The organism is Jezberella montanilacus (genome assembly GCF_003003055.1).
GTDB lineage: Bacteria > Pseudomonadota > Gammaproteobacteria > Burkholderiales > Burkholderiaceae_B > Zwartia > Zwartia montanilacus.
Genome location: NZ_PVTV01000011.1, coordinates 578,729 through 601,665, shown reverse-complemented (window position 1 = coordinate 601,665; position 22,937 = coordinate 578,729). Strand labels below are relative to the sequence as shown.

Below are 22,937 nucleotides of genomic sequence, written 5' to 3'. Positions count from 1 at the left end.
TACTATAGGACTTTTGAAGCGCGCACCATAGTGAAGAGAAAAGCACTATTCTGGTCTTACTGCATACCCATCATGCTTTTGGTGTGCGGAGTGGTCGGCGTCAGTAGCGGCTTGGGTTTGTATTTTTCTTACCAAGAAAACCTTGAAGCGCAAAAAAAAATACAAGTTGAAAAAGCAAAATTGGCTGCAACCCAGCTTCATGACTTTTTCTCTCAGATCGAAAAATATCTTTTTGTCGCAAGTCTCTCTGCAACCAGCGGCGACGATGCTCAGCAACAAAAGCTGGCTTTGTTAAAGGTTCTGCGCGTTGCTCCAGCGGTGACGGACATACAGGTGATTGATCGTCATGGCATTGAAAAGGTCTCTGTGTCACGCCTAGCGCTTGATCATCTTGATAAGAATACAGATCGGTCAGGCGAACTTTTTTTTACTGAGACGAGAACAGGTAAGGTTTGGTACAGCCCGGTTTTTTATCTCAAAGAAACCGAGCCGTACATCAAAATCTCACTTTTGTCAGCGGGCAGAAATCCATCCTTTGTCGTCGCGGATATCAATCTCAAGTTCATCTATGAGGTCATCGGACGATTAAAAATTGGTGAAACCGGGTATGCGTATGTCGTTGATACGCTCGGAGATTTGATCGCAAGCCCAGATACCAGTGCCGTGCTCAAACAGACGAACTTGTCGCAGACTGCCGCTGTCACGCTAGCGCTCGCTTCTCGAGATAACGAGATGGAAAGCGTTATGCTTAATAATCAGAATAGCACCCGTACGCTCACCACCTTCGCGACTGTCGTACCGCTCGGTTGGAAGGTGTTAGTTGAGCTGCCTGATAGCGAAATTTATGCAGCGCTAAATCCAGCAATCATCAGAACGGCAATCCTGATTAGCGTGGGTTTTCTCTGTTCGATTTTGGCGGGACTATATTTTTCAAGAAAAATGTCACAGCCGATACACGCCATTCAAGAAGCTGCGCACCGAATCGCGAGCGAAGACTTTCCTGAAGAAGTTTATTTTGGCACGATCACGGAGCTTCATGAGCTAGCGATTGATTTTAATTTGATGTCTGACCAGCTTCGTACGTCTCGCTTAGTACTGGAACGAAGCGTTCAAAACCGAACCAAAGAGCTGCTTGAAAAATCGTTTCAACTTGAAGTCGCCAACAAGCACAAGTCAGACTTTTTAGCGAATATGTCGCATGAATTAAGAACGCCGTTAAATGCGGTGATCGGATTTTCAGAAATCCTACTCGGTAAATACTTCGGCGAGCTGAATGACAAACAGCAAGAATATGTTTCAGATATCCATCGCTCTGGTAAACATCTGCTGGCGTTGATCAACGATGTATTAGACGTCTCTAAAATTGAAGCGGGCGAGCTTGAATTAAATATCACTCAATTTAATATTCATCAACTTGTTGAGCAAGCCATTATGCTAGTTAAAGCACGCGCAGATGCTCAAGGTATCGAAATTGTTTTTAATGATAATTCAACATCGTTATCAATCAGCGCAGATGAAAGAAGGCTGAAACAAATCATTGTTAATCTACTAACCAATGCTGTGAAATTCAGCTTTCCTGAAGGGAAGGTATTGATATCGTATTTTCAACAGGCAGATCGAACGAACTTTGAGATCAAAGATTTTGGCATCGGTATTGCACCTGAAAACCAGGCTCAGATATTTGAGCAGTTCAAACAGTTGGGTAACGAATATACGAACAAGGGTGAAGGCACCGGTTTGGGGCTTGCCATCACAAAAAATCTTGTGCAACTGCACGGTGGTGAAATCGGTGTGCATTCAGAAGAAGATCGCGGCTCGACTTTTTACTTTTATATTCCAACTCTTGCTGCAGAGGTAACGTAGATGTTGAAACTTGTTTTAAGAGCAGTACAAACTGGTTTGATTGCGATGACTTTGATGACGAATGCTTTGGCTGCAGATCCCCTGAGGATCGCGTTTGTGGATACGGGCAATACTGGTCGCAGTATGACCTCTGCTGCACTGGCTCAGCAATGGGTCGTGAAGCATCACGCAAACATTGCCATCATCTCGAGGGCGGTCAACATGAATCCCTACAATGTGACGCCAGAGCCTGATTTTGTGCGACTTTTGAAGCCGCTTGGTATTAACGTGTCAAATCATCGTGCCGCGCAGATTGACAAAAGCGTGATTAGCTTTTCAGATTATATTTTTGTGATGAGCCCGAGCCACCGTCAGCGTATTTTGACTGACTATCCTGATGCCGCAAGCAAAGTGCATTTGTTGGCTGAGTTTGCAACCGGTACGCCCACTGAAGTGCTCGATGCCTATGGCCAGAACTCTGCTTTTTATGACAAGGTCTTTAAGCAGATTAGTGAATTGATCCCTCTGGTGCTCGAAAAACTACCAAAAAAATAAATTTAGAAAGTGTCACCGTATGCTGGAGTATGAGCAAAGTCAGTCGTCATTTGCTACACATGTAGAAAGAACTTTGATCAATTTCCATCATGTAAAAATACTTACCGTCGCTCATGGATTCCAGGTAGTTCGCATCCTCATCTAAGTTACTACAAGACCAATTGTCTTGGTCAGTCACTTTACAGCGGCGCAAGTTAGTATCTTGAATCTGGTTTTCTCCCTTAAAAATACGTTTAGCCACCGTTGCTTCTTTAAGATCGACGTCGACGCTTAACGCAAGTGGCGCCAACGGTTTACAAGTTGCGCTGCACTGCTGCGCCTCATCTTTGGTTTTGCAGATGACGAGCGGTTTACCTAGCTTTGCGGCAGCTGCAAAGTCTTCTGGATTGGCTTTTGCTATTGCCAAATTTACCCACATAAGGGATACAATTGCGCAAATAATGGCGTTTTTCATTGGTTTAAGGATTGACGATTCGAATGGCAGCACAACTACAGATTTTGGGCTGTAGCGGGGGAATAGGCGGAGACCTGCGCACAACATCATTGCTGCTTGATGATGATATTTTGATCGACGCTGGGACTGGCGTATGCGACTTGTCGCTTGACGCCATGACAAAAATTGATTTTGTGTTTCTGACTCATAGCCACCTCGATCATATTCTGAGTTTACCGCTTTTACTTGATTCCGTTGGTGCTAAGCGCTGTAAGCCGGTGCATGTATATGGTTTGCCAGCAACCATTGCTACGCTAAAAAAGCACATCTTTAACGGGGAAATTTGGCCTGATTTTTCGGTCATCCCGAGTGCTGAAAAGCCTTTTATGACGATGTCTACTCTGAAAACAGGCGATGTTGTCTGCTTGGGCAACCGTTCCATTCGTGCTCTTCCTGCTTTGCATACAGTAGACGGCGTAGGTTATGCCATTAGTTCAAACGGTTCGACCATCGCGTTCAGCGGTGATAGTGGGCCTTGTCAAGACTTCTGGGATGAAGTTCAAAAGATCGATAAGCTGAAACATCTGTTGATTGAGACGTCCTTCACTGATAACGATGAGTTTTTGGCTGACTTGTCCCAACATTACTGCCCCGTGTCACTCGCTAACTCGATGAAACCCGTGAGTCCCAGTACTCAGATCTGGATTTCTCACTTAAAACCCGGACAAGGCGAGCAAATCATGGCTGAGTTAAACCATCTCGACCGTATTGGCCGAGTTGAGCCAAGAGCCTTGGTGGCGGGTCAGATTCTTAGCTTTTGATGCTATTCGTCAAGCAGGCTCTCTAATCTGAACCAGCTAACTGCTTGTCATAGCATTTGCTTTTGCAGAGAGTTTATCCCACACAGCTTTGATTTTGAGCTCAAGTTGCACAGCGGGAAACGGCTTCACAATGTAGTTCGACACGCCGATCTTGATGGCCTCCATCACTTGCTCGCGTTGCCCCTCGGCAGTGACCATGATGAAAGGTAAATTCTGCAATTTGGCAGATTTCCTGACTTCGCTCAGTAGTTCAATGCCTGGCATGATGGGCATGTTCCAATCTGAAAATACCAAACCGATCGGATTGTCAAAGTCGAACTCTCGGTTAAGCCGGTCTAACGCTTCACGACCGTTACTTGCTTTTAGGATGTCCGTATAGCCAAGACTTGCAACTTGACTGCTGACAATTTCTCGCATTTTAGGCATGTCATCAACAACCAGAACACGGGTGTTTTTAGGAAACATGAGCGACCTCAGAGTTGGCCGATGATGGGATCTTGATTGAAATGGTCGTCCCGTTATCTGGCACACTATATATATTGAGAATCCCGCCTTTGTCGAGCACCATTTGATTGATTGAGTCCAGCCCCACCCCGTAGCCCGAATAACGCGTGACCAGTGATGAGGTCGTGAAACCGGGCAGTAACAAAATCCTCCAGAGCTCGCCGCTCTGTTCATAATTGCTGACCGCTTGCTGATCGACGTTGGGTTTATTCCGTGCCAGTTCAGGCAAGCGAACCCAGTCGATCCCTCGACCATCATCGGTGATCTCAACCGAAAGCAGGCCATTCTCGACTAAGACATGTGCTTTGAGTACGCCTTCGCGGGGTTTACCTTTGTCCTCTCGCTCGTCAGGCGGTTCGATCCCATGATCAACTGCATTGTTCATGACATGCACAAGCAGACTGCTCAGCTCAATGAATAGATCTTTGTCGATTGCACCACCTGTGCCAGTCAATTCAAACCGAGCTTTTTTACCGAGTGTCCTGGCAGCTAAATCGACTTGCACAGCCCAATTATTGAAAAGTTGCAATGGATCTCTCGCTTCAGCAGCGGCAATCAACGCAATAGCCTGAGGCGAGCGGCCTGATTTGACATGATCTTTCAGGGCTGCGAAGTCTGTCTGAGAGAACACGACCCCTTTTAGCCGCTTCAGTAATGTCGCACCAATTTTCTTCTCTAATGCATTGGCTTTCGCCGCTTCGTGTTTCAGTTGCTCGATCGATCGGTTGAAATCTTCTACAAACCCGGCGAGCAAAGGCTGCACCTCATTGGCGCTGTATTTCGTTACTTGCTCTTCAAGCTCCCGGATTTGGTGAGCCATTTCGTCACAACAGCGAGAAGTTGAATCTAATCCGAATACCCCCGCTAAGCCTTTTAAGCTGTGCACAGATCTCATGGTGATTTCTATCTGTCGTCCAAAGCTGGCGACTTCGTAAGCATTACTTGAGTCGCAAAGATCTTGACAGTCTGTTATTGCCATACCCATCAGTTCAAGCATACTTAAGAAGGTCTCAGGGTCGCCATAAATACGACCAAGCACATTTTGCTCATATTGCATGGCGGCATTTGCAAGCTCAAGTTTGCGCAGCTCAGTGACATCCTCGATACCGATGTCGATCGCGATAATCTGGCCTCGAGCATCCACTGAGGGATGGTACGTGAACGAAAAGTCAGTTGCTTTACCATCTTCTTCCACTCTGTGCTGGCTGGTGAGCAAGGCAGTTAAGTCATTGAAGGGCACCAAACTATCCGTAAACAGCATTTCGTAGATTTCCATCCAGGACTCGAGCTCGTGGAGATCATCCATTTTAAGGAGTTGGGTGAACTCCTTGCCAGACAAGTTCATTTCATGAAAATATCGTAAGCATTTTGCTGAGTACTCTTGAGTAATCCGCGCTGATCTGTCCAGCTTCATGAATCCCTGAGGCACGTGAGCAAGTACTTCGCTCATACGCTGATTGGATGCCATTAATCTTTTACTGGATTGCACAAAAAATGTCTCCCACATCCGGGGGACCGCATTCAGTACTTCGACAAACCTGGCCTGATCGATCGTCAGAATGACACATTCGTCAATGGTCATAATGGTGGCGGAGCAGGTGCTGCCACGCACTAGACACGACATCTCGCCGAAGCATTGGGGCGTATTGACTTGCGAAATGATCTCGCCGTTCACGATGACATGAACTGATCCAGATATCAGCCAAAATGCATTGCTGGCTGGCTGGCCCTGCACCAACAGATTGGTGCCACTTGCTGTGCGACTCTCGGTCGTGCGAGTAGCTAAAAATCCCAACTCCTTGTCGGTGAGGTCTTTAAGTAGTCCGGTGCTTTTGAGCAAATCGCGAAGGCGTTTACTTTCTTCGCTTAGCGGCTTGTTTGATGAACTGAGCCGCTCACTTGTTTGACTAAAAAGGATTTGCCATAGCTTAGGAACAGTATTCAGAACTTCAAGAAAGGATGCGCGATCAATGCGAAGTACCCTGCAAGGAGTGATTGCGCTAACGGTGGTCGAACACGCTGTACCTGGGGACAAGCAAGGAAGTTCACCAAAACATTGCACACTATCAACTTGCGCTATTGTTTCGCCCTGAGCTAGAACATTGACCGTGCCCGCAATCAGCCAGAAGATATGGCTGCAGGTTTCACCCTCGGTGAGCAAGTTTGTACCAGCAGGGACTTGCATTTCAGTCGCACGCGAGACGAGGAGCTGTAATTCGTCGTCAGTGAGCAACTCAAATAAATTGCTGTCTCTAAGCATTTGATAGCTCGAATATTGATTTGGCGACATCGGTCAGGTTTCATCCATCATGCGATTCTGAAATTGCGCGAACGCAATGGCCTTTGAGATAAAAAGAGGTTTGCATCGTTCATCAATGATCTTTAGTTTCGGATGCCATTTCAGTCACTCATTCTTCTGCCAACACTAGCTAAATAAAACCACTCTTGTCCTGCTTGGGACTTTACATTAGGGAAAACAATAAAACAATCTCGCTCGGCAAAAATTTTTGTACCATTCGCACGTGTACCAATTAGCTCGTTTTCACGTATAACATCAAAGCTCTTCCATTGTTTGTCAAATTGATCGTCTGCATGATGACGATCAAACACATCGTACAAACCCAAGACCTGAGGATTTTTTGCAACCTCGGGAGCATTGCCCTTGATTAACCCCACATAAATGAGTGTGTTGATCATGGCTTGATAGGCCACCTCTCGTCCCTTGGGATCGTCGTGTTGCCCACATTCAAGCGTGATTGCCCAACCGCCTTTTGAGCGCATGTATTCGGTTGTCCCCACGCCATACGAGGGATCAGTGTCTACGTTTTGCGAGCAGAAACGGCCGGCTTCAACTTCTTTTTGTCGTCGGGCGATTCCTTTGGCGTAGGTATATAGCCAGCCATAGACATAACGTGAGCACCCTAATCGCTGCACCAGCGCTTCTTCTACACTTGCCTGGCTGAACGGTTCTAGGCTGCCCTGATTGTTTTCAGGACCAAACAGCGCAAATGGGGCATCGCCCGTCTGGAATGAGTGCAAATCAAGCAAACCATCGTGTTGAGCGAGGATTGGGCAAAGCCAGTTGGCAATGTGATCTTCGAATTGCTTGGGGTGATCCGTCGGTGCCAGGCGACGATTGAGGTTTCTATCGCCCATCCGTCTTTTCAGGCGATAGGCTTTAGGGTTTGTAACCGGCACCATGGTTAAAACACCCCTTTCCAGTTTGATTTCGCCTGCTTCTATTTGATCTTTCAGGCGATTGATCGCAAACGTCCCGTGGGTTTCGTTGCCGTGAACTGCGGCAGTGATCAGGATGCGAGGACCTGGCAGAGGGCTCGCAAACTGGATTGTTTGAAAGGGTCTTTCGTCGGCGAGCGGGATGTTTTCTGGCAGTGCTGTTAACGCGTGAGAGGGAAGCGACATGTTTAATGATATTCGCGCAAGTTAAAGGAATAAACCTAGTTTAACTGGCGGCGAACCAGGCAATGGCTTGCCTTGCTAGCGTTTATTGTCTTTATCTCATTCTAGAAAATGTATCCCGTCATTGCTTCGCCCGAAGCCTTCACTGACTTGCCTGATCAATCACCCCACTCACCATATCAGCCGTCACGGCGGATAGAGTCCAGCCAAGATGGCCGTGCCCGGTGTTGTAAAACACATTAGCCTGCTGACCCCTACCGACACGAGGCATCAGATTGGGCATCATGGGGCGAAGACCGGCCCAGGGGATAACCTGGCGCGTGTTCACACCAGGGAAGCATCGTTCAACCCAGTCAATCAAAGGACGAATCCGATCCGCGCGAATATCTTTGTTGTAGCCGTTGAATTCTGCGGTCCCCGCCACCCGGAAGCGATCGATACCTAAGCGGCTCGTGACTAATTTTGTTTCGTCATCCAGCAGGCTGACGTTGGGCGCTGAAGTTTGGCTTTGCGCATCCAATAAATTGACGGTGATTGAATAGCCTTTGACAGGGTAGATGTTGACGCGATCGCCAAGCTGGGCGGCAAATTGGCGGCTTGCAACGCCAGCACACACAACCATGCCGTCGAACTGTAAGGTTTCTATTGTGTCGTCGTAGTCGCCTGCTTTAAGTGCAACGCTCGCCTGTGTGCCGTCACTGGCCAGTGCAGTCACCTCGCGCCCATAGAGGGTTTTAACGCCTAACCGTTCGGCAGCAGCGGCCATCCCAACCGTAAATTTATGGATGTCGCCAGTTGAATCGCTCTCAGTAAAGTAACCGCCGTAATAGGTACCAGCCAAGGTGGGCTCGATGGCTTTCATTTCGTCGGGGGTCACTGCGCGACGGGGCAGACCACCTTCGGCCAGCAATTTAGATACCTCGCCAGCATGGTCGAAGCCTTTTTTATCGCGATAGATATGCAGAATGCCTTGCTTCTTTAGATCAAATTCGACGCCTTCGGCCTCAGCCCAGGCAAACAAATGCTGCCGGGCAGCAATCGCCAGACGAGTCGTCTCAATCGTGTTTGTGCGGTAATTCGGGATATTGCCGATAAATTCGGCAAACCAGGATAATTTATGCCAGCTTGGTTTAGGATTGACAAGTAGCGGGGCGTCGCTCTTTAACATCCATTTCAGGCCTTTGATGATGGTTGAATGATGGTTCCAGACCTCGGCATTAGAGGCTGATAGTTGGCCACCGTTAGCGAAGGATGTCTCCATGGCTGAATAACGGTGTTTCTCAAACAAGGTCGCGGCATAACCCCGTTTAGCTAAGGCGTAGGCTGTCGTGACACCTGTGATGCCACCGCCAATAACAGCGATTGATTTCATGAGTTGGGCTCCAAACGTCAAAGGGGTTTGGTGTGAAGCACATCACGGCTTCAACACGCCCCCTCTGTTTGGTACCTGAGAGATTCACGACCCGTCGCACCAGCTGGTGGTTCGACAATCGTTTGCTCCTGCGGTGTGCCGAGTGACGAAACTCGGCAGCTCTTCAGAGTTCACTGCGCCCATCGGTCCTTTTGCCTGAGAGTTTCCGGGGCGGTTGCTCCTTCGGCGCCGCACAAGACTTGGGTCTTCTACGGTCTCTCCCGATCTGGGTTAACTTACGCAGAATTATCGCACAGGCGATTAAATTTTTGGGGTTTCTTTTGTCTTTTGCTGACACCGTTCGACTACTGTCCTTGGCTGCAATTTGGGGTGGATCATTTCTGTTTATGCGAGTTGCCGCTCCCGTCCTGGGGCCCGCATTTTTGATGGAAGGCCGGGTGTTTTTTGCAGCAAGTTTTTTACTGGTGCTTGCACTTGTGCTGAAAAAACGTCACGAGATCTTTAAGCATTGGAAACATTTTTTTATCATGGGTTTATTCAATTGCGCCTTGCCGTGGTATTTGTTTGGTCAGGCTGCACTCAAGCTCACCACCGCGCAATTATCGATTATCAACGCCTTGGCTCCCTTATTTGCCTTTGTGATTGGCTTGGTAATGCGCACTGACAAGCTCGAGTCGAAGCGGGCCATCGGCTTGTTATTGGGCATCCTGGGTGTTGCAGTGCTGTTTGGTAACTTGGATTCGACCGGTGGCGCTGCGGATATTGCCTCTGTGTTGATGGCAACGGGCGCGTCATTTGCTTACGGTATCGCCACCAGCTACACCAAAGCCGTAAAAGGTTTAGAACCCTTTCACAATGCCTTGGGCAGTCTGTGGATGGCCTCTTTTATTTTGCTGCCGACTCTGTTTTTTGTGCCAATCAGGGGGGTGGTAACAACAACGGTCGTCTTGGCGACATTGGCTATTGGCATTGTCTGCAGTGGCATCGCCTTCTTGATTTATTTCAAATTAATTAAGAATGTCGGTGCCTCATCGGCTTTGACAGTCAGCTTTCTGATCCCGGTCTTCAGTATGCTTTTTGGGGTGATTTTTTTGCACGAGATTGTCACGCTGAGGACCATTGTGGGGATGCTGATTATTCTCGTTGGCACTGCCTTGGTGACTGGCTTTAGTGCCAGGGGATTAATCGGAGCAAAACGACCTGCATCATGAAAATCTAAATATTGCAGGCCGTTGTTCCAATTTTTGAACTGCCTAGCTGCGCTAGGATGATTTGCCGTGCTCAGTCTTCCTGCATGTGTGTGGCTTTTACAATCACGGCTTGTTGAGCTCTTTCTTCTGCTACAAATTTATTGAACCCAGCTCTCGTGCCGCCGATTGGTTCTATCCCCACGCTTGTTAGACGTTCCGAAATCGCGGGGTTTTTCATGGCTTTATCAACTGCCGCAGCAAGCTTATCCATGATTGCGTCCGGGGTGCCTTTTGGTGCATGTAAACCAGCCCAATGGGCGATACGCAGTTCGGGATAGCCTTGTTCTTTAGCCGTTGAGAGGTCCGGATAGGCTGAGATCCGGCTCGTCCAGGTATCTGCCAGTGCTTTCAGGCGACCGCTCTTAAGGTGGGGGATGGCAACAATACTTGCCTCTGAGGTGGCATCGACTTGTTTGCTCAGCACAGCCGTGACGGACTCAGAGCCACTCTTGTAGGGGATGATGTCAAGCTTGGCGCCGTAGTTTGTCTGCAAGACGCCTGCTACAAAATGGGGTGTGCTGCCCGTACCGGCGGTTGCCCAGTTAAAGCCGTTGCCTTTTTTAGAGGCTTCAATGAATTCCTTTAGTGTGTTGTAAGGCGAGGATGCATTGACTAAGATCACAGAAGGCGCCAAACCAATCATCACGACTGGCACCAGCGCCTCATCTTTATACGGCATGGTTTTTTTGATCATGCTGTTTGAAATGACACCGGCGGCGCTGATCAAAAACGTGTAACCATCCGGCGCACTGCGCGCGACCGAATCCGCCCCGATGGTTGTGCCACCCCCAGGCTTGTTCTCGACAATGATGGGTTGCCCGAGCTCTTTTGAAGCCCCTTCTGCCGCGGCACGGGCCAAGAGGTCATTTGCGCCACCGGCCGCGAAAGGGACAACGAACTTGATCGGTTTATTTGGCCAGGGTGTTTGAGCTGTGGCAGAAATTGACGCCAGGCCGATCAACAGACCGGCGGCCATCGTTGACACTTGTTTTACAAAATAAAAGTTCATATATGATTCAATTTGTCAGCATGACTGGGGGATCTTGCCGGTTGGCAGATCGGCAGTGTTTAGCTTAGGTTCTAAAAAGAATCATCATCATAAGTCTAAAAGGATATTCGTGAAAATTATTAACGCTACCGCCGCTCCACCACCTGGTGGTCATTACTCTCATGCTGTTGAGTCTAACGGCTTAGTCTTTGTGTCAGGTGTGTTGCCTGGTAAACCTGCTGAAGGCGAGGTTGACCATTTTGAGCGGCAAGTCCGCGCGACGCTAAAACATTGTTTAGCAATTTTGACAGAAGCTGGCTGCTCGTTTGATCATGTCGTACAAACAACTGCGTACATCGTTGGCGTCGCCAATTGGCCTGAGTTCAACAGGATCTATAAAGAGATACTCGGTGAACACCGCCCAGCGCGGGCAGTCGTGCCCGTCCCTGAGCTACATCACGGTTTTTTGGTTGAAATTCAGCTGGTGGCAGAGAAACCTGTGCGTTAAGCATCCAAGCCATACAAACTAAGCGCTCAGCCGTTTTGCAAATTGCATCATCAAAATAGCAACTGGCTGATCTGTTGCGCGAATCACCACTGCTTGCTCGCTCGGCGCGACAAAACTCAAGCCATAATGCTCAAGTTTGCGGCCACCAAAGTCGCATTCGCCTTTGACGACCAGCCAGTATTGGCCAGCGCCTGAGCTGGGCTCAGGGCCTGTGATCTGAGTCCCGGCAGGGCATTGATATAGTGTTGAGGCCATGCCATCTTCGCTCGAGGGGATGATCTCTTGCTGGTCAAGCGTGGTGAGTTCCGCTATCCCTCCCGTTTCACCAAATACGGCTGGTTTTTTACCCACACCAGAGCGGTGGGGCAGTTTGCTGGCTTTGAGCTCTTCCTTAAACTGAGGCATCCATCGCGCGCCTGGATCCCAGCCGTTACGCAAAGTTAGGTAGACGACTTTTTCCTCTGCAGCCTGGATCGGGGCATAGGGCGAAAAAGCCGTAGCGTAATGGACCGTCAGCATATCGATCGGTTTTACGCCAAACTTGCCGCCCTGCGACAAAAACACTTGAAACTGGTCAGCTTGGTGGTAATGACCTGGGTTGGTCATGTTGGACCCCTGCTCGACCAGGTAGGCAATGGGCTCAAGTGGCGGCGGGAATCCAACTGGTTCACGGGGCCCCACGTTTTTAGCGCGCCGCTCGACTGAGTTCATTCCGATAAACGACGTGATCCAAGTATCTGTGCCGTTTGGCAACTGATAGTAATGGCGGTTTTCGGTGGTCTGAGCCTTATTGATGCTGATGGGCATAGATGGAGTCTCCTGTTCTGTTCTTCTGTATACAGCCGATTCTATGGGTAAATGCCTCTGCGTGAACTGCTTTCGCTCTATTTTGGTGAGATTCGGCACGGCTCGTCAAGACGTATCGTCTTTCTCAAATGTAAGCTTTAGCGAATTGAGGTAATGTTCAGGGATTAACTTATCTTGGGTCTGAGCACGCAGTAATTGCGCGTACAGAAGATCATTCGACTTTCGCATACAAGGGGACAAAGGATGTTAACTATCTGGGGCCGTAAAAATTCGATCAACGTTCAGAAAGTCCTCTGGGCGTGCGACGAGCTGGGTTTAGACTTTGATCGCATTGATGCGGGTTTGGCCTTCGGTGTGAACAATACGCCAGAATACAAAGCCATGAACCCAAATGGCCTGGTGCCGGTCTTGAAAGACGGGGATTTCGTGTTGTGGGAGTCTCACGTCATCGTACGCTATCTTGCGCGTAAAAGCGGCTTGGGTAAATTGTGCCCCGATAACCTGCAAGTGGCTGCCGATGCCGAACGCTGGATGGATTGGTTTGCAACAACGATGTGGATCAATTTGCGTCCTGTTTTCTGGGGCTTGGTCAGAACACCACCCGAAAAACGGGATATGCAGGCAATCGAGCTATCCGTTAAGGCACTGACGGCTAATTTTGAGTTGCTTGACGCGCAGCTGGCTAAACATCACTTTGTGGCAGGTAACACCTTCACGATGGGTGATATCCCAGTCGCAGTAGGGGCTTTTCGCTGGTACAACCTGGCTATCGCCCGCCCACCTTTACCTAATCTGGATCGTTGGTATGCCTCAATCTGTGAGCGACCTGCTTTTCAAAAGTGGTGCATGGATCCTTTAACCTGATGCCCAGACGCGGGTTAATCCTCGCGTATTTGCCGACACTTGAAAAATGTAACTATAATAAGAATAGTTATCATTAAGTTTTAAATAAATTTTTGAAACTAAGACTGATAAGGTCTTACAACTAAGTGCCCCTATGCACCCTACGCAGTCTTTGAGTCAAATCCCGATCGGCCAGCTTGCTCGTATCGTTTCAGTTAATCAATGCGCTCAGATGCCAGATTGTGCGCGTCAGCTTAGCGAGCTGGGGTTTCTGCCTGATGAGCACATTGTCCTGTTGCGACGGACGATGCCAGGGTCTGACCCACTCGTGGTTCGGATAGGCGTATCGACTTTTGCTTTGCGTCTAGCTGAGGCGGCATGCGTTCAAGTCACACTCTGTGACAGTGCTCTGTAACAATGCGTGACGAAAAAATCCATTTCCATCCGTCTGGTCCGCTGATTGCCTTAGTGGGTAATCCCAATTGTGGCAAGACGGCGCTGTTCAATCGCCTGACCGGTAGCTTCCAGAAAGTCGCTAACTACGCTGGGGTCACAGTTGAACGCAAAGAAGGTCGGCTAATTACCTCTCTTCATATTGCGCTGCGGATTCTTGATCTGCCTGGTACTTACAGTCTTTACCCCCGATCTCTCGATGAGCGAGTAACCTGCGATGTCCTCGCTGGTCGAGCTCAAGGCGAAAGAAGGCCTGACTTGGCAGTATGTGTAGTCGATGCGACCAATCTGCGGCGCAGCTTGCGCTTGGTACTGGCCGTGCAGCGGCAAGGCTTGCCATGCATTGTTGCCTTGAATATGTCGGATGAGGCTCGTCTGAGAGGTATCCATATCGATGAGCAAGCTCTATCCGTCGAACTGGGTATACCGGTTGTCTCGACAGTAGCCACTGCGGTAGGTGGGGAGAGCGCGCTCCGTAAAATGCTTGATGATCCTGCTATTCTGCAATTGAAGGCCGGGCCCGCAGCTGTGAACGATACGGCCGACCCGGGGGGGCAACAGACCCACACTGATCACGAGCGTGTTCAAGCAATTTTGCGCAAACTCAAACTCGATCACCTTGTTCCTGATTTGAAAACCGAAAGGCTTGACCGGTTCTTGTTGCATCCGGTTTTTGGGCCAGTTGCTCTGGTTGTCTTACTTTTCATGATTTTCCAGGCGATGTTCAGCTGGGCTCAGGTGCCCATGGATTTCATCAAAGATATGTCGGATCATCTTGCAGTCCTGGTCGCGGATCTTCTGCCTGATAACTGGATGAGAAGTCTCATTGTGGATGGCGTGATCAAAGGGGCCGGTTCCGTCGTGGTGTTTTTGCCTCAGATTTTGATTCTGTTCGCTTTTATTTTGATACTTGAAGAATCCGGGTATCTACCCCGGGCGGCCTATTTGCTGGATCGCCTGATGGGATCAGTGGGCTTATCAGGCCGATCATTTATCCCCTTGTTGTCTAGCTTTGCCTGCGCGATACCCGGCATCATTGCAACGAGAACCATACCGAATCAGCGGGACAGATGGGTGACAATGCTGATCGCGCCGCTGATGACGTGCTCTGCGCGGCTGCCGGTTTACGCTTTATTGATTAGTGCCTTCATTCCTCAAACCAAGATATGGGGGTTGTTCGAGTTGCAAGGCCTCATCATCTTCATTTTGTATTTTGCAGGCATTCTGGGTGCCATGGGTGTGGCTTGGGTGCTGAAGCGTTTCACCGCCTCTGGTCGACAGATTCGTCCCCTGATGATGGAGTTACCCCCTTATCGCCTGCCGGTGGTCCGTAATATTCTGATCGGTCTGTGGCAGCGGACGCAACTGTTTATGAGTAGGGTAGGCGGGGTGATCATGGTGCTGACGCTGGCACTTTGGTTTTTGGCGAGTTTCCCCAGTGCCCCAGCAGGCGCTGCTGGTTCGCCAATTGAATACAGCATAGCGGGCATGATTGGCCACGCTTTGGCTGTGGTGCTCGCACCGATTGGTTTTAACTGGCAGATTGCAATCGCCTTGGTGCCAGGCCTAGCCGCTCGCGAAGTAGCGATCAGTTCACTAGGCACGGTCTATGCTTTGTCGACGACCACTGAGGTCGCCCAGTCTTTAGGGCCATTGATTGCTCAACAATGGAGCCTGCCCACCGCCTTGTCATTGCTGGCCTGGTATGTGTTTGCCCCGCAGTGTTTATCAACTATTGCAACGATTCGCCGTGAAAGTGGCAGCTGGCAATTGCCGTTGCTCGTGTTGGTCTATCTCTTTGCTTTGGCCTATCTCGCGTCGTTTATTACTTTTCGCGTTGCAACGGCGCTGCTCTAGCGCGCTCTTTACCGACAAGCGATCAGGCATGAAAGAAGTCGTCGTCTACATCCGCAGCATGGTGTTTCTGGGTACGCAGATCGTCGCTTTCCCCCTGCTTTATCAGATCAAACAATTCTGGCCGGATTGCCATTTGCGAGTTGTCGGACAGGATGACCTCGCACAGTATTATGAGTCTTTGCCTTGGGTCGATGACTACGTCAGGGCCAATCGCCTGAAGCAAAATTTTCTGGCGCTGAATAAGCCAGATCTCGTGATTGCGCTGCACTTTGCCAGTGAGCAGTTCTCACTGGTGAGTCTGCTCAAAGGCGTTAAAACGAGGATCGGCTTCCGTAACGGTCGCGTCACCGATGTCTTCTGGACGCATCGCTACAAAAAAGATTATTCCGAGTACATGGGTGTCGCCAATCTTAAGCTTTTGGCGGCCTACCGATCGTTTGATATCGCGACCGCTGCAAGAGCCTGTGTGACAGCGATCGCCGCGCAGCGGACCTCGAATCCGGACCTAGCCGATGTCGTGTTCATGCCTGGCGGCGGTGCAGGGGATTACAAGCGGTGGCCAGTCGAGCGCTATGTGGAGCTTGCGGATCTGTTAGGCCCGCGGATGGGAGCAGACATAAAGTTTTGCTTCGTGCTTGGCCCCGACGAGCAACGCGAGTATCAATGGTTGCAATCACTCAATCGAGATGATTTCGTCTTATTTGCCAATCGCCCCTTATCTGAACTCGCCTGGTTGACGCTACAAGCGAAATTGATTGTTGCGAATGATTGTGGGCCTTGTCATTATGGGCAGTTTGCTGGTGTGCCCTACGTTGGGGTATTTCACGAGACCAATCTTGAATGGTTCTGGCGACGAAGCGACACTGCCTCTGTTGTGCCAATGTTCGCCAATAAAGATATCAAATCGATTGAAGCGTCAGATGTTTTTGAAGCAGCGATCAAAGTCATGAGATGACAAGCGTTTGTCGGTAGCTAGAAAAATATGCTATAGTCTTGTGCTTTGCAGCGCCCGTAGCTCAGTTGGATAGAGTACTTGGCTACGAACCAAGGGGTCGTGGGTTCGAATCCTGCCGGGCGCACCAATAAACCAGAAGGCTACAGATTCCGATCTGTAGCCTTTTGTCGTTTTTAGATGTACCTTTAATGCACACTTCATCGTATAGAATGCACGCCACGAAGATAAGGTTTGTTGAAGTTTATATACTCTTTTCAGCGATCAGATAATAAAGGCATAGGCATGAAAGCAAAAATTGGCATTTCTTTGGCCGTCATCATCCTTGGCGCTGGCGCTGCTTGGGTGGGTGCTGGTATGTATGCACAAAAAACGTTTCAAGCCCAGGTTAAAGAGGCGACCGACAAGCTGTCTGCCAATCCCGTTGTCGCGGTAAAAGATCTCAAACAGGACAGTGGGTTTTTGTCTACCACGGGTCAGTTCACGATAGTGGTCAATGATCCAAGCACGGCTACCAGTCTTGTCATGGCTGCAGATTATCAAGCATCGCATTTCATTCAGCCCGACTCACTGAGCAAAGTTACCTGGAAGATCAAACCAGCCGGTGAGCATGCAAAAGATATAGCCAATATGTTTGGTGATAACGCCCGCCTAGAGGGTGTAGCAAAGATGGGATTCGATAAAAAAATCAGCTCAACGATTGCCATGCCAACGCTTGCTACCAAAGAGGGTGCTGAGTCATTTGAGTTTGGTCCGATCAGTGGCTTGATTAGTGGTGGCAACAATACGTTGTCAGCTGATATGACGATCGGTCGGATTTTGTTCAAGGACGAAGATGCTGTCGTTGATGTAAAAAAATTAAATTACCAGGTCGATGCCAAAGATCTTGCGTCTGGCATGTACAACGGTCAGCTGTCGGTTGACGAAATCAACACGAAAGAGGCGACCGTCGCGGGTGTGGCGGTCAAGGTAGGGTCGACAATGCAAAATGATCGGGTTGATCTGGCCATCTCTCCTTCGATTAAAAGTTTGTCATATGAAGGCATAACGGTTACCGATGCATCCATGGATTTTGTTTATAAAGATCTTGATGCTAAGAGCATTAAGACTATTTCTGCAATCCTTAATAACTCGACAATCACAAACCTGACTGCTAAAGAAAAGCAAGATTTGCAAACAGCGGCACGAGATTTGATCTATCAAGGCTTTACGATAGGGATGCCTAAGCTGGTCGCGACATCAAAACAAGGTGCTATTGACGGTAACTTTTCGGTTGAGCTTGCAAAAAGCACGACCACTAATCCGGCAGACTTCAATTTAATTAAGTTGGTGCATTCGTCTGGCCAGCTTGCCGTTAAAAATCTGGATCCACAGTACAAAGGCTTAGCCTTGATGTCGGGCATGCTGTCAGAGACACCAGACGGTGTCAAAGCAGGATACGAGCTTGCTAATGGCAAATTGTCTTTCAATGGCCAGACGATTGATATCGACGAAGAGCTCGCGGCTGCTCAAGAAGTCATGAGTCACATCCTGACTCAAAACCTGTTCGATTAACGTTCAGCAGGGGGCGGGGTCGCTTTGTCAAATCCTGTCCCCTGGTCGGCTAATTTACGTACGTTGGGACAAAGGTTTGGTGACAGCAGTGCTGTCACTGAAGGGTCAGATCAGAGTCTGACCTATCGGCAACTCGATGCCTGCGCGCATCGGCTAGCCAACTACCTCAATACATTGGGTTTGACCGCAGGCGAACCTGTCGCTGTGCTGTTGAAGAACAGCTGCGAGGCAGTTTGGGTCTCTTATGGCCTCCGTTTGCATGGCGCTTGCGAAACCCCCCTGGCTTTTAACAGCACTGCGCAAGAGCTGGATTGGTTTGCTCAAGTTGCTCGGTTCAAGTGGATCATTGCTTCACCAGAAAAGCATGAACTACTCGTATCAATGGGCTTTAAGGTGTTACTGCCTCAAAACATCCTCCAGCAGTCGAAGCAAGAAGAGGGACGGGTAATCGCTCCGGTTGAGGCAGGTGCCTGGGGGCGCCTGATGTTTACTTCAGGTACCACAGGCAAACCTAAAGGGGTTTTATATACCCACGGCGCGAGAGTGGCTGGCGAGCAATTACAAAAAGCGACTTTTCCTTTTATGCCGCGGCCAGGTGAGCGCATCGCACTGATGACGCCCTTCATACATGGCGCTTCGTTATTGACTTACGCCTGGTGCGATTTTGGCGGTGAAGTCGTGCTGCTAAATGGTGTAGACCTCGAGCGTCTGACGCCCTTGTTAAATGAAAGCAAGCTAGCTGCCATTTTTGCACCGCCCACGGTATTGGCAAAAATCACGACAGCCTTCGCCGGTAAGCGGTTTGAAGGGGTGCGATGCATTTTTACAGGCACTCAACCGCTCACCTTGAGTCTTTATCAAAAAGCCGAGGCGATGTTTGGGCCTGTGGTGCGTGTGACCTTCGGCAAATCAGAGTGCGTGAACCCCATTACCGTACTTGATGCGGCTAGCACGCAGGCTTTTTTTACTTCTGAGGATCAAGCGCGGCCGGGTGCCTGTGTTGGTTGGCCTGCTCCAGGCGTTGAAATCCGTATTGCAGATCCTGCTCTGGCGACTGGTGAGGATGAAATCCCTGACGGTGAAGTTCTGTTGCGTGCGCCTCAGATGTCCGCCACGTTACTGTCGCCTGAGGGTTTGATCCCGCATGACAACGACGGTTGGCATGCCACGGGTGATCTTGGTTATGTTGATCATCAGGGGCGACTGGTTTTGACCGGACGTATCGCAGACGTGATTAAAACAGGCGGCTATCGAGTCAACCCAGATGAGATAGAAGCCACCTTAGCCGGACTGCCCTTAACGGGGCACATTTGTGTCACGGCTCTGGCATCCGACTACTGGGGTGAGATCATCATCGCCGTTGGTGAGCAAACACAAGCCGGCTGGGTCGAGGCAAGTCAAGGGCGGGTCACGGCGTTATCCAAACATAAGCGACCCAGACTTTACGTGTCGTTTGCTGAATTACCACGCAATCCCCAGGGTAAAGTGAGCCGTCGTGCCGTCAGGGCAGCAGTGCTCAGCCAGTATCAGCTCATTGACGGGGCATATCCCGAACTCAAGAAGCTCGACTAGCGCTTAAACTGCTCCATACATGTCGAATCTAAATCTTCGAGTCTTATCGGTCATCCCACCGATGACCCAGCTAAATACCCCCTATCCGTCAACCGCTTACCTGACGGGTTTTTTGCGCTCGCGAAAAATCCACGCGGTGCAAGAAGACTTGGCGCTTGCCCTGGTGTTGAGGTTGCTGTCTGTTGATGGTTTACAGCGTATTGAAGCTTGCGTTGACGCATTGCCCTTGTCACAACAATCCGACTCTGTCAGCTTCTTTGCTGAGCATCGAAAAAAATACGCAGTAACGGTCGATGGCGTTATCGCTTTCTTGCAAGGCAGGGATCCGACTCTGGCACATCGAATCATGAGCCGACATTATCTGCCAGAAGGGCCGCGTTTTGCCACGCTTGATGTTTACGTCGACGAAGAGGGCGGTGATCCGCTTGGTTGGGCATTTGGTGCTTTGGGCTTACACGATAGAGCTAAGCATCTGGCGACACTTTATTTGAATGACCTAGCCGATGTGATTCGCGATTCAGTGGATAGTCGCTTTGAGTTTGTTCGTTATGCGGAGTCGATCTCTGCCAGCCAAGCCACCTTCGATCCGCTTGCGCAGGCTTTGTCTGCAGACTTCAATTTGGTTGATGAGATTCTGTCTGAGCTTGCACTCGCAGCGGTGGCGCGACATGAGCCCACTGTTGTGTTGCTGTCGGTGCCATTCCCCGGCTCGGTCTACGGCGCGTTTCGAATCGCGCAAGCGATCAAAGCAAAGTATCCGGCTATGGTCACGTTATTAGGAGGCGGTTTCGTTAACACCGAGTTGCGTGAACTTAAAGATCCTCGCGTTTTTGATTACTTTGATTATGTGACGCTTGATTCGGGCGAGCGACCTTTATTGGCTTTGTTTGAATACCTGGTCGGCAACCGTTCAAAGCAACGACTAGTCAGAACATTTTTGCGCGAGGATCATGCATCAGACAACTCGTCATCAGAACGCCCTTCGACGGATAACCACGCTGTCGTTAGATACATCAACTTTGTCGAACCTGATGTGCCTTTTGAAGCTGTCGGTACGCCCACATGGGATGGCTTGCCTCTGGATCAGTATCTGTCATTGCTTGATATGCTGAACCCGATGAATCGCCTCTGGAGCGACGGTCGATGGAATAAGCTCACTGTTGCGCATGGATGTTATTGGAAGAAATGTAGCTTTTGTGATGTCAGTCTTGACTATATCGGGCGGTACGAAGCAGCTTCTGCGACAGTATTAGTTGATCGGATTGACGCGATCGTGAAAGAAACAGGTCAGACAGGTTTCCATTTTGTCGATGAAGCCGCACCTCCAAAATCGCTAAAAGCCCTTGCGACCGAGTTGATTGCCCGTGAGACCAATATATCGTGGTGGGGCAATATTCGTTTTGAAAAAACCTTTACACCAGATCTGTGCGATTTGCTTGCAGAGAGCGGCTGCATTGCCGTATCCGGCGGCTTAGAGGTCGCTTCAGATCGTTTGCTTAAGCTGATGAAAAAAGGTGTTTCGGTTGATCAAGTCGCGAGAGTCACTCGCGCTTTTACCGATGCTGGGATCATGGTGCATGCGTATTTGATGTACGGGTTTCCTACTCAAACTGTGCAGGATACGGTCGATGCGCTCGAATACGTTAGACAATTATTCGCTAACGGTTGTATTCAAAGCGGATTTTTTCACCGGTTTACCTGTACGGTGCATTCACCAGTGGGACTTGCACCGCAGGATTATGGTGTGGACTTGATCCCGTTACCGCCAACCACGTTTGCCAAAAATGACATTGGCTTTATCGACCCGACCGGTGTGGATCACGCGGCCCTCGGCGTTGGGTTAAAGAAAGCGATCTATAACTTCATGCACGGCATCGGGTTAGAAGAGGACGTGCGCAGCTGGTTCGATTTTAAAGTGCCGCGCACGACCGTTTCATCACAGCGAATTGAGAGAGCGCTGCAAGTAAGCTAGCCTATTTTTTGAATAGTGGGCAAACGCTTTCGGATACGGGTCTAAAAGCCTGATCCCCGGGAATGATCGCTTTGATGGTGAGCAGATCCCAAGGACCTTTGGACTCCGATGGTTTTTTGACCTGAGCCAGATACATGTCGTGAACCATCCTGCCGTCAGCGCGAATTTTGCCTTTGGTTGCAAAGAAATCATTGATTTCTGTTTCTTTCATTTTTGCTGACACGGCGTCCGCCTCTGCCGTCCCTGCTGCGGCGACCGCTTTCAAGTAGTGCATGGTGGCCGAGTAGGCACCTGCTTGCACCATAGAAGGCATGTTGCCGCCGTTGCGCTCACCATAGCGCTTCGAAAATTCACGGGTGGCGTCAGTTCTATCCCAATAAAAACCGTTTGTAAATGTGAGGCCTTGAGCAATCTGTAGACCCATTCCCTTAATGTCTGTAATAAACATGAGAAGGGTTGCGAGTTGCTGACCGCTCTGGGTAATACCGAACTCAGCTGCTTGACGCACTGAGTTTTGCGTATCGGTGCCTGCATTCGCTAGGCCAATGACTTTTGCTTTAGAAGCCTGTGCTTGCAATAAGAAAGACGAGAAATCGGGGGTCGTGAGCGGAGCCCGAACGCCGCCGAGTATCTTGCCTCCGTTGGCGACCACCACTTCACTGGTGTCTTTTTCTAGCGCCGCCCCAAAAGCGTAATCTGCCGTGATGAAAAACCAGGTGTCACCACCAGCCTTGGTCACGGCAGCCCCAGTGCCATGGGCTAACGCATAGGTATCGTAAGTGTAATGAATGCCATAGGGTGTGCACTCAGTGTTAGTCAGGGCCGAACTTGCTGAACCTGAGTAAATGGTGATGCGTTTCTTTTCGAGTCCAATTTTTTGCAAGGCCAGGGCGGATCCGGAATCAGTTGATTCAATGATCATATTGACGTCGTCGCGATCAAACCATTCGCGTGCACGGGCTGAGGTGATATCTACTTTGTTCTGATAGTTGGCTGAGAGAATTTCGATCGGACGACCTAATACTTTTCCGCCAAAATCCTCTGCAGCCATCTTCACGGCATTGACTAATCCTTGTCCCCCGAGTGCCGAGTAAACACCTGACATGTCTACCAGTGCGCCGATTCGAAAAGGCTTGGCATCCTCTGCACTGCTTATTCCTGCCCAAAAACCTGCCACCAACAGGCAGGCTTTTGCAACCTTGGTGAGCGCTGTGTTACGGTATTTCATGTGATA

20 protein-coding genes, 1 tRNA gene and 1 riboswitch are annotated in these 22,937 nt (G+C 49.6%); of the genes, 13 read left to right on the top strand and 8 right to left on the bottom strand.

All coding sequences use genetic code 11. From position 1 onward, the window contains the following. The first annotated feature begins 72 nt into the window (after positions 1-72). Both BCM14_RS04405 and BCM14_RS04400 read left to right on the top strand, forming a co-directional pair. Positions 73-1,863, top strand: a complete 1,791-nt coding sequence (locus BCM14_RS04405; protein WP_106226750.1) for a sensor histidine kinase — start codon at positions 73-75, stop codon at positions 1,861-1,863. Further along, the gene (locus BCM14_RS04400) at positions 1,864-2,397 is read left to right on the top strand and encodes an arsenate reductase/protein-tyrosine-phosphatase family protein (protein ID WP_106226749.1); all 534 of its coding nucleotides are present in this window, start codon (positions 1,864-1,866) and stop codon (positions 2,395-2,397) included. A gap of 46 nt (positions 2,398-2,443) precedes the next feature. Here the strand turns inward: BCM14_RS04400 and BCM14_RS04395 are convergent, their stop codons facing one another. Continuing rightward, positions 2,444-2,851 carry a hypothetical protein gene (locus tag BCM14_RS04395; protein ID WP_146129719.1) on the bottom strand — a complete coding sequence of 136 codons (408 nt, stop codon included), beginning with the start codon at positions 2,849-2,851 and terminating at the stop codon, positions 2,444-2,446. Between the two features lie 23 nt (positions 2,852-2,874). Here BCM14_RS04395 and BCM14_RS04390 point away from each other — a divergent pair, with 23 nt between their 5' ends. Beyond that, the gene (locus tag BCM14_RS04390; protein ID WP_106226747.1) at positions 2,875-3,651 is read left to right on the top strand and encodes a 3',5'-cyclic-nucleotide phosphodiesterase; all 777 of its coding nucleotides are present in this window, start codon (positions 2,875-2,877) and stop codon (positions 3,649-3,651) included. A 36-nt stretch (positions 3,652-3,687) separates the two neighbouring features. Here BCM14_RS04390 and BCM14_RS04385 read toward each other — a convergent pair whose 3' ends face one another. From BCM14_RS04385 to BCM14_RS04370, 4 genes are all read right to left on the bottom strand, one after another. Beyond that, positions 3,688-4,116, bottom strand: coding sequence for a response regulator (locus BCM14_RS04385; protein ID WP_106226746.1), 429 nt, complete (start codon positions 4,114-4,116; stop codon positions 3,688-3,690). Beyond that, positions 4,106-6,445: a cyclic nucleotide-binding domain-containing protein gene (locus BCM14_RS04380; protein WP_106226745.1), complete on the bottom strand. Its 2,340-nt coding sequence runs from the start codon at positions 6,443-6,445 to the stop codon at positions 4,106-4,108. Before BCM14_RS04380 ends, BCM14_RS04385 begins: the two co-directional genes overlap by 11 nt. Before the next feature lie 110 nt (positions 6,446-6,555). Beyond that, entirely contained in the window at positions 6,556-7,578 is a 1,023-nt protein-coding gene (locus BCM14_RS04375) for a M14 family metallopeptidase (protein WP_106226744.1), read from the bottom strand. Between the two features lie 139 nt (positions 7,579-7,717). After that, entirely contained in the window at positions 7,718-8,947 is a 1,230-nt protein-coding gene (locus BCM14_RS04370) for a D-amino acid dehydrogenase (RefSeq protein ID WP_106226743.1), read from the bottom strand. Positions 8,948-9,120: 173 nt separating this feature from the next. After that, positions 9,121-9,220, bottom strand: a riboswitch (glycine riboswitch). Positions 9,221-9,267: 47 nt separating this feature from the next. On the opposite strand from BCM14_RS04370, the gene BCM14_RS04365 reads away from it, so the two are divergent. After that, positions 9,268-10,158, top strand: coding sequence for a DMT family transporter (locus BCM14_RS04365; RefSeq protein WP_106227042.1), 891 nt, complete (start codon positions 9,268-9,270; stop codon positions 10,156-10,158). Between the two features lie 70 nt (positions 10,159-10,228). On the opposite strand, the gene BCM14_RS04360 is transcribed toward BCM14_RS04365, so the two are convergent. After that, complete coding sequence (locus tag BCM14_RS04360; RefSeq protein WP_106226742.1) at positions 10,229-11,206, bottom strand: tripartite tricarboxylate transporter substrate binding protein; 978 nt, start codon at positions 11,204-11,206, stop codon at positions 10,229-10,231. A 109-nt stretch (positions 11,207-11,315) separates the two neighbouring features. On the opposite strand from BCM14_RS04360, the gene BCM14_RS04355 reads away from it, so the two are divergent. Further along, the gene (locus BCM14_RS04355) at positions 11,316-11,693 is read left to right on the top strand and encodes a RidA family protein (protein ID WP_106226741.1); all 378 of its coding nucleotides are present in this window, start codon (positions 11,316-11,318) and stop codon (positions 11,691-11,693) included. Positions 11,694-11,711: 18 nt separating this feature from the next. Here the strand turns inward: BCM14_RS04355 and BCM14_RS04350 are convergent, their stop codons facing one another. Then, complete coding sequence (locus BCM14_RS04350; RefSeq protein WP_106226740.1) at positions 11,712-12,500, bottom strand: hypothetical protein; 789 nt, start codon at positions 12,498-12,500, stop codon at positions 11,712-11,714. 243 nt (positions 12,501-12,743) lie between these two features. Between BCM14_RS04350 and BCM14_RS04345 the strand changes: the two genes are divergently transcribed. From BCM14_RS04345 to BCM14_RS04310, 8 genes are all read left to right on the top strand, one after another. Continuing rightward, positions 12,744-13,364, top strand: a complete 621-nt coding sequence (locus BCM14_RS04345; RefSeq protein ID WP_106226739.1) for a glutathione S-transferase family protein — start codon at positions 12,744-12,746, stop codon at positions 13,362-13,364. Positions 13,365-13,497: 133 nt separating this feature from the next. After that, positions 13,498-13,758: a FeoA family protein gene (locus BCM14_RS04340; RefSeq protein ID WP_106226738.1), complete on the top strand. Its 261-nt coding sequence runs from the start codon at positions 13,498-13,500 to the stop codon at positions 13,756-13,758. A gap of 2 nt (positions 13,759-13,760) precedes the next feature. Beyond that, the gene (gene feoB / locus BCM14_RS04335) at positions 13,761-15,653 is read left to right on the top strand and encodes a ferrous iron transporter B (protein WP_106226737.1); all 1,893 of its coding nucleotides are present in this window, start codon (positions 13,761-13,763) and stop codon (positions 15,651-15,653) included. A gap of 28 nt (positions 15,654-15,681) precedes the next feature. Next, a complete protein-coding gene (locus BCM14_RS04330) occupies positions 15,682-16,608 on the top strand; it encodes a glycosyltransferase family 9 protein (RefSeq protein ID WP_106226736.1) in 927 nt (308 codons plus the stop codon). A gap of 50 nt (positions 16,609-16,658) precedes the next feature. Then, positions 16,659-16,735, top strand: a tRNA-Arg gene (locus BCM14_RS04325). Positions 16,736-16,890: 155 nt separating this feature from the next. Then, a complete protein-coding gene (locus BCM14_RS04320) occupies positions 16,891-18,159 on the top strand; it encodes a DUF945 family protein (RefSeq protein ID WP_106226735.1) in 1,269 nt (422 codons plus the stop codon). Positions 18,160-18,183: 24 nt separating this feature from the next. Then, positions 18,184-19,731: a class I adenylate-forming enzyme family protein gene (locus BCM14_RS04315; RefSeq protein WP_106226734.1), complete on the top strand. Its 1,548-nt coding sequence runs from the start codon at positions 18,184-18,186 to the stop codon at positions 19,729-19,731. 19 nt (positions 19,732-19,750) lie between these two features. Further along, a complete protein-coding gene (locus tag BCM14_RS04310) occupies positions 19,751-21,703 on the top strand; it encodes a B12-binding domain-containing radical SAM protein (protein WP_106226733.1) in 1,953 nt (650 codons plus the stop codon). Position 21,704: 1 nt separating this feature from the next. Here BCM14_RS04310 and BCM14_RS04305 read toward each other — a convergent pair whose 3' ends face one another. Beyond that, positions 21,705-22,931 (bottom strand): ABC transporter substrate-binding protein, encoded by a 1,227-nt coding sequence (locus tag BCM14_RS04305; protein WP_106226732.1) that lies wholly within the window; start codon positions 22,929-22,931, stop codon positions 21,705-21,707. Between the last annotated feature and the right edge of the window lie 6 nt (positions 22,932-22,937).